At 63.4% G+C, this 6,110-nt stretch carries 6 protein-coding genes; 2 read left to right on the top strand and 4 right to left on the bottom strand.

Annotated features, from left to right (window positions below; genetic code table 11):
- Positions 1-323: 323 nt before the first annotated feature.
- Entirely contained in the window at positions 324-1,211 is an 888-nt protein-coding gene (locus QZ269_RS05740; RefSeq protein WP_291425240.1) for an SDR family oxidoreductase, read from the top strand.
- A gap of 70 nt (positions 1,212-1,281) precedes the next feature.
- Here QZ269_RS05740 and QZ269_RS05735 read toward each other — a convergent pair whose 3' ends face one another.
- Complete coding sequence (locus QZ269_RS05735) at positions 1,282-1,941, bottom strand: uracil-DNA glycosylase (protein ID WP_291425238.1); 660 nt, start codon at positions 1,939-1,941, stop codon at positions 1,282-1,284.
- Between the two features lie 41 nt (positions 1,942-1,982).
- On the bottom strand, positions 1,983-2,399 hold the full coding sequence (locus QZ269_RS05730) for a hypothetical protein (protein ID WP_291425236.1): 417 nt from the start codon (positions 2,397-2,399) through the stop codon (positions 1,983-1,985).
- Positions 2,400-2,718: 319 nt separating this feature from the next.
- Here QZ269_RS05730 and QZ269_RS05725 point away from each other — a divergent pair, with 319 nt between their 5' ends.
- The gene (locus QZ269_RS05725; RefSeq protein ID WP_291425234.1) at positions 2,719-3,459 is read left to right on the top strand and encodes a C40 family peptidase; all 741 of its coding nucleotides are present in this window, start codon (positions 2,719-2,721) and stop codon (positions 3,457-3,459) included.
- A 75-nt stretch (positions 3,460-3,534) separates the two neighbouring features.
- Here the strand turns inward: QZ269_RS05725 and QZ269_RS05720 are convergent, their stop codons facing one another.
- A complete protein-coding gene (locus QZ269_RS05720; RefSeq protein WP_291425232.1) occupies positions 3,535-4,137 on the bottom strand; it encodes a hypothetical protein in 603 nt (200 codons plus the stop codon).
- Positions 4,138-4,309: 172 nt separating this feature from the next.
- Positions 4,310-6,109, bottom strand: coding sequence for an ATP-binding protein (locus QZ269_RS05715; RefSeq protein WP_291425243.1), 1,800 nt, complete (start codon positions 6,107-6,109; stop codon positions 4,310-4,312).
- Position 6,110: the final 1 nt, after the last annotated feature.

The raw sequence follows: 6,110 nt of genomic DNA, 5'->3' as shown, positions 1-6,110 counted from the left end.
CATGAGGCTTCCGAATGGCCGCGCCCACCGCTTCCGGGAACGCAGCCGCTTCGTGCAGCTTGACGAAAGGTGGCTGTACCTCAGCGGTGAACAGATATTCTGAGTTTCTTTATCAGCTAGTGACGTTTTTGTGACTTAAGCCTCCTAGACTGTCTTTATCAGCGCAATCCAGATCAAAGCGAACCGGGTGAAGTTTGCTTGCGCCAGTGGGGGCCGGATTCTCAGCAGTCTGGCCCCCGACTTTTTGCGGCTCCGGCCATACGCCAGTGCCCAGAGGTGCATAGAGCCAGCCCCCTCCCGGACGCTGGCTCTATGCTGAAGCCATGACGCAAGTGCATTCGGGACCGAAAGTCGTGCTGGTCACAGGAGCCACCAACGGTATAGGCCAGGTGACGGCCCGTGAACTGGCCCGTCAGGGAAACCAGGTTGTCATCGTGGGCCGTGACCCGGCCAGAACCGCTGCGGTCGCCCAACAGATCGGCGCAGCCGGGCACCTGCTGGCCGACCTGAGCGAAATGAGCCAGGTCCGCCGCGCCACCGACGAATTCCGTGAGCGCTTCGACCGCCTAGACGTGCTGGTCAACAATGCCGGGGCCATCTTTCAGCAGCGCCGCGAAACCCAGGAGGGCCTCGAGATGACGTGGGCCCTTAACCATCTGGCCCCCTTCCTGCTGACCCGCGAACTGATGTCGCTGCTGCTGGTCACGCCCGGCTCCAGGGTGGTCACGGTGGCCTCGGCGGCACACGCGATGGGCCGTATCCGGTTCGGCGACCCGGAATGGCACACGGGTTACAACGGCTGGGCCGCCTACAGCCAGAGCAAACTGGCCAATATCCTCTTTGCGCGGGAGCTGGCCCGGCGGGGTGCCGGGGTCAAAAGTTACTCGCTTCATCCAGGGATGGTGGCCTCGGGGTTCGCCCACAACAACGGCGGTCTGCTGAGCCAGGGCTACCGGGTGATCGACCGTTTTGCCCTCAGCCCCGAGCAGGGCGCACAGACCAGCCTTTACCTGGCGACCACCCAGGACCAACTGCCCAATGGCGCGTACTTCGACCGCTGCGCCGTGGCCCGCCCCAGCGCCCGAGCCCTGGACGACGGCGCAGCAGCGCGGCTGTGGCAGCTGAGCAAGAACTATGTGCAGGCGACCGGAAACGCACGTTCTTGGTCGGAGATTTTACAGAACGTCAGACCCCTGGGCCAAGACCAGTAATTACGGACTTGTCGAGCTGCCTACAGGGGCGCAGACGGTGCCTTCTTAACCAAAACGGCACACAAGCGTTTCAAAAGAGCCGAGGCTGCTGCTCTGGCTCCCGCGACACTTCGGGGCGTTTTTCGCCGCGCAGCACCGCCGCCACTTCCCGAATATCGCGCCAGGTCAGGCTTTTGGGGCCGCCGACTTCACGGGTGTCGCGGCGCAGCAAAAATGCCGGGTGCAGCATCGGCATCAGCCACGCCGCTTCCCCGCTGGGCAGGCTATAGGCGACCCACTGGCCGCGCAGGTCGGTAATGCCGCGCCGCGTTTGCAGCAGGTGCCGGGTCGGAGTGTTACCCAGACTGAGAATGATGCTGGGCCGCAGCAGTTTCAGCTGTTCACGCAGCCACAGGTCGGTGCAGGTCACGGTTTCCAGCGGCAGGGGGTCACGGTTTCCAGGCGGGCGGCACTTGACCACGTTGGTCAGGTACACGTCGTTGCGCTCAATGCCTGCCGAGGCCAGAATGCGGTCCAGCAGTTGCCCCGCCGGACCCACAAAGGGACGCCCAATGCGGTCTTCCTCGCCGCCCGGTCCCTCACCGATAATGACCAGCCGCGCCTGGGCCGGGCCATCCGAAACCACCACCTGTGAGCAGCATGGCCGCAACGAACAGGCCGCGCAGCTGCGGTTGCGCTCTTCGAGGGCCGCTAGTGCTGCCAGGTCTACGCCGCGTGCGAGGTCATTCACGTTGCCCAAAGCCTACCGCCCCGGCGACAGGCACAGGGCGGTCAGTCTGACGTTTGATCAGGCTGGCCGCCAGCAGACGGTTCTCCGGCTTCGGCCATACCCAGTTTAGGCCGCTTACTACGGGCTTCACGGCGCGTCTTGGGATCGAGGCCAACAAGCAGAAAGAAGTTCTCCAGAGCATTTTCCCGGCCCTTAACTTCGGCGTGCTCGTGGGCGGCTGTCCCCGTGACAAACGGCAGGTCGCGGTATAGCTCCAGGGCGTGCTCGATCACGTCTGCCGGGGCATGCTGCTCGGCGTAGCTGCTCAGGTCGGCGTAAATCTCGCGCCTCGCCTCGGCATGTTTCATAAAGGCGTCCGGGTACGAGGTCTCTACAGAGCGCAACATGTCCTGCCGGGCGATGCGGCGGTAATGCTTCAAACCCTGCAAAATCTGTTCGGTATTCATCGTTTCCTTCATCGGTCCTCCGGCGCACTATTTGGCGTCATGAGTATAGACGCGCCTCCCAGAAATACGCCGTTTTTAGGCCCGCCTCAAAAACATGTGAAAGATGAGATTTGCGAATCTGGAAGCCCCGGAGAAAAGGCCGTGAGGCAGAAGCTTTCTCCGGCCCCTGTCAGTTATGAGTAAGTTTCTGAGAACACTGAACTGGAGAGGGATTTTCAGCGAATGCGCCCCGGCACCCGGACGCATAAGCGGCGTATAGGCGCATAAAAGTTGTCAGTTCCCCTAAGGATTAAGGTATGGCAAATTAAGATGGGCTAAACTTGGGGGGTCGATGAATGTTTCCCGTATCCTGCTAACCACCCTTGCCGCTTTGAGCCTCGCCACCGCGAGCGCTGCCAGCTACACCGTTCAAAACGGCGACACGCTGGTTTCCATCGCTCAGGCAACTGGTACCGAACCCGACGCGCTGATGCGCCTGAACAACCTGAGCAGCCCGACAGTCGAATCCGGACAGGTGCTTCAGACCTCGGGCAGCTCCGGCTTTGTCAAAGCTAACGCCGCAGCTACCCAGGCGGCTGCGCCCGTCGCGCAGGTGCTGGCCGCCGTTCACGCCCGGCCCACCACCGCTGCTACGGCCACCACAAAGAGCACGGTGGCCCGCGCCAGCCAGACGGCCATGGCGACCCCAGCACGTAACGGCGGCGGGAGCTACATCAGCGTGGCGGCCAGCCGTTACCTGGGTATCCGCTACCTGCACGGCGGCACAGGTGGGCGCGGCATCGATTGCAGCGGCTTTACCATGCGCGTGTTTCAGCAGATGGGGATTCGCCTGCCCCGCACCGCCGCCAGCCAGTTCCGCACCGGGAGGGCTGTCAGCAGCCGCGACCTGCGCCCCGGCGACCTGGTATTCTTCAACACTACCGGCGTTCCCGCCAGCCACGTGGGCATTTACCTGGGCAACGGCATGATGGCCGGAGCCAACAGCTACTTTGGCCGCACGATGGTCGAGCCGCTCTTCAGCAACCCTTACTGGGCACGCCGCTACATGGGTGCCCGCCGCATCATGGGCTGAGGCCCCGGTGCCCCCACACCTTCACTCGACACAGCTCCCCGCCTCGCAGGTGGGGGCTTTTTCATGCCGCCCCGTTCAGGCCCAATTGTTCTGCGGCGCCCTTGTTCTGGGTGACCCGCCACGGCGCAGTCCAGCGGCCCCGGTCAGGCCCAGCCCCAGCACACCCCAGGCGGTCGGGTTGGGAAACTGGTGACGCTTACCCCTACCTTCTGCCCCGTACTGTTGCGTAGAAAGGATCACTGGACTTGCACTGAAAGAGACATTTTCTTCGGTTGCTAGAATGTCGTTGTGCATGTGCTGTGTGAAGACCAGCGTCGGCCAGCCCATGCCCAGCGTCAGCAGAAGCGCCGTCAGGCTGACCCGGAACATCCACTGCGCCCGCACACCCCAGCCCCGCGCCAGCCACAGCAGCCCCGTATTCAGGGCCAGCAGCGCCAGCACCAGCGGGTAGCCGATGTGTGGCCCCGTGAGGGTCTGACCGTGGTAGAGATAGCGCAGCCCGCCCAGCCCAAAGCGCACGGCGTCAGCCGAGGCATAGGGGTGGGGGCCAAGGCCAAGATGACCGTCGCCAGCCAGAGATGCATCCAGCCAGCACACGCCGTAGAGCAAGGGTGCAGCCAGCAGGCACGATACAGCCCAGACAGTCAGGCGACGTTGGAAGGGCTGGGGCCGAATCACCGGTCAAGGCTACGCCACAGCATGAGCCGGGGCGTCAGCCGAAAGTGGCATGGACTTCAAGGGAGCAGGTCGGCAGCCTTGCCGGAATGTTGTCGGAATGTTGAGCGGGATAGAAGGGCCTGAACTTCTCGGCAACTTGACCACTCGACTGCCTCTGCTTCCAGCTCAAATCTCACCGCAGCCAGTCGTCCCCGACATCCTCGGCCTTGCGCCCGCCCAGGTCGTCCACCTCATCCTTGCGGGTGGCCCAGGCCGGAAAGGGGTAGTTGATCAGCACCGGGTTGGGCACGTCGGGCTGGCTGACCAGCATCGTGCCGGGTTGCAGAATCCCGGCGCGGCCCCGGAAACTCTGGGGCAAAAAGCGGTACTCGGGGCGCTCGGCTTCGGCCAAATCCAGGCGGCCCACCACCCTTATGGCGGCGTTGCTCACGATGCGGCGCTCGACCTCGCTGGCGGTCTGCTGCGCCCCAATCAGGATAATGCCCAGGCTGCGGCCACGCTCGGCGATTTCCAGCAGCACGTCCTTGATGGGGCTGGAATCGTCGCGGGGGGCGTACTTGTTCAGCTCGTCCAGCACCACGAAAACCGTGTCCTGCCGCCCATATTTCTCCTTGTGCTCAAACACTTCGCGCAGCATCACGCCCACCACGAACATCTGCGCTGGCCCCGAGAGGTTGTGAATGTCCACCACGCTCAGTTGTGCGCCGCGCAACAGGTTGGGACGGTATTTTTCGGCCTGGGCGGGGCTCAGGTCGCCGCGAATCAGGGGCGAAAGGTGCTTTTGCACGCCGCGCAGACGGCGGGTAAAGGCCCGCAGCGTGCCCTGAGCCTGATTCAGGACCCATTTTTTGTCTCCTGCTCCGTCGTTTTCTTCCAGCAGCTTGTATTCCAGGTACGAAATCAGGTGGTCGAAGGTTTTAATCTGGATGTCACCCACGTCACCCCAGTCAATTCCCTCGGGAATCTCGGTCTGCTCGTCGGGTCGCCAGTCGGTGACGCTCAGGTGCGTGCCGGGCGCGGTCTGGACGTTCGCCAGCCGGAATAGTTTTTCCTCGACGTTGCCAATCACGTAGCCCAGGTTCAGGCTGCCCGCCGAGTCGGAAAACACGTATTCCAGCATCCGCCGGGCGCAGAACTCGCGCAGGCCGAAGATGAACGGCGTGACGCCCTCACTGCGCTGGTCGGTGTTGGGCACAATGGCGTCGCCGGACGCCCCCGAGCGCGGCGGGGCCAGAAACTGGGTGTCACGGAACGGCTGACGCGGCAGCCCCAGCATGGTGTAGCGGTCGGCGGCGAAGCCTTTGGCGGCGCTGGCCTCGGTCTCCTTGTCGGCTACTTTGTTGTTGGGTTTGTCCAGAAACAGCAAATCCTCGCCCTTGACGTTGAAGATAATCGCCCGCCCACTGGACGTCCCGCCCTGGCCGCTGCCGAGGCCAACCCGGTCCATTACGCCGCTGGTAAAAATAGAGTGCAGCAAAAACAGCGCGTAGCTGGTCTTGGTCGCCACACCCGAAATCCCCGAGATGTTGATGTGCCCGCCCTGCTCGCCGTTCACAAAACGGAAGTTCAGCGGCAACGGTTGCCCGTCGGCCAGCAGCCCGCCCGGAAAGGCCCCTTCCTTCATCTTGTCGGCGCTGAGGGCCATGTCCAGCTCACGGCCTCTGGCATGGCGCACCACGTCCCCCGGCTGCGGCGGAATGAAATTCTCGGGGTCGACCCGCGTGACCAACACCCGCGCCGCGTAACTCACCGACGCGGGCAGCACCCCCGCCACCACGTCTTCGACATCCGATTCAAAGGTGACGCCCTCGTGCCGCTTACGCACATTGTCTACCAGGCCGTAAAAAGTAACCGTTTTGCCGTCGGGCCGCTGGGTTTCGACCACCACCAGGTCGTCGAGCTGCACGCTCGCGCCTACCGACACGGCGAACCAGAAAATGGTCGGGGTCACGTCCTCGGTGCCCAGCACCATG

The organism is Deinococcus sp. (assembly GCF_018260405.1).
Taxonomy (GTDB): Bacteria; Deinococcota; Deinococci; order Deinococcales; family Deinococcaceae; genus Deinococcus.
The sequence above is the reverse complement of the archived record's forward strand: the minus strand, read 5'-3'. Positions and strand labels throughout refer to the sequence as shown.